Source organism: Olavius algarvensis spirochete endosymbiont, assembly GCA_900608495.1.
Taxonomy (GTDB): domain Bacteria; phylum Spirochaetota; class Spirochaetia; order DSM-2461; family DSM-2461; genus UBA2779.
Genome location: UWYT01000221.1, coordinates 1 through 744, shown reverse-complemented (window position 1 = coordinate 744; position 744 = coordinate 1). Strand labels below are relative to the sequence as shown.

General features: G+C 53.1%; 1 protein-coding gene. It reads right to left on the bottom strand.

Features of this window, described 5'->3' with window-relative positions:
* A partial coding sequence (locus S1OALGB6SA_RS10250; RefSeq protein WP_503465880.1) for a hypothetical protein occupies window positions 1-744 on the bottom strand: 744 nt, incomplete at both ends.

The following is a 744-nucleotide window of genomic DNA, read 5'->3' as shown; positions in this document are numbered from 1 at the left end:
GATACGACAGATACGCTCCCCAGATGGTCCGGATGATAGTAATAGGTTGTGGTATCTTCGGAGTCCCAGTTGTAGTTTCGCTCTTGGCGCACCCTGGTAACCAGTCTCTCCGAACCGATGAAGATGTGCTTGGAGTAACGATAATCAATCCCGTCCTCGGTGGCGGTAAACCAGGAGTTGAAATACAAACTCTCCCCGTTCATTCCAAGCTTGCTGCTGCGCTCCCCGTCGGCGTCATAAAGGAAGCTGGTTATCCCGTTGTTGTTTTCAACCTCCCTGAGCCAGTTATCCTCACTCCAGTCAAGCTCCTTGAGATGGCTATCTTCCGAGGAGTCTTCTCCCATTCCCCAGGCCCTGTCGGCAACCCGAACCTCGCCAATGCGCTCGGGCGCCTCATAGCCTCCTTTGACTTCCGGCGGCTGGCGGCTCTCAGTGATGAGATTTCCATTATCATCATAGCCAAAGTACTTATCCCCTATCCTGGCAGCCTGATGAGGCTTGCTCGCATCGTAGATGTAGTCAAGTTCGTAATTGAACTCTCCCACCTCCTCGGCAGTGGGCCTGCGCCTCTCGGATGAAACCTTGCGGCTCATATTGAAGAACCCATCGTAAGTATATTCCTGAGTATAGCTTCTCTGCCATCTCACTCCGCTGGATAAGCCCGCGGGATGGCTCTGATACTCGCCCTCGGCGGAAATCAGCTGATAGAGACCGTCATACTCATAGCTGTGAGTACTGCTCGAA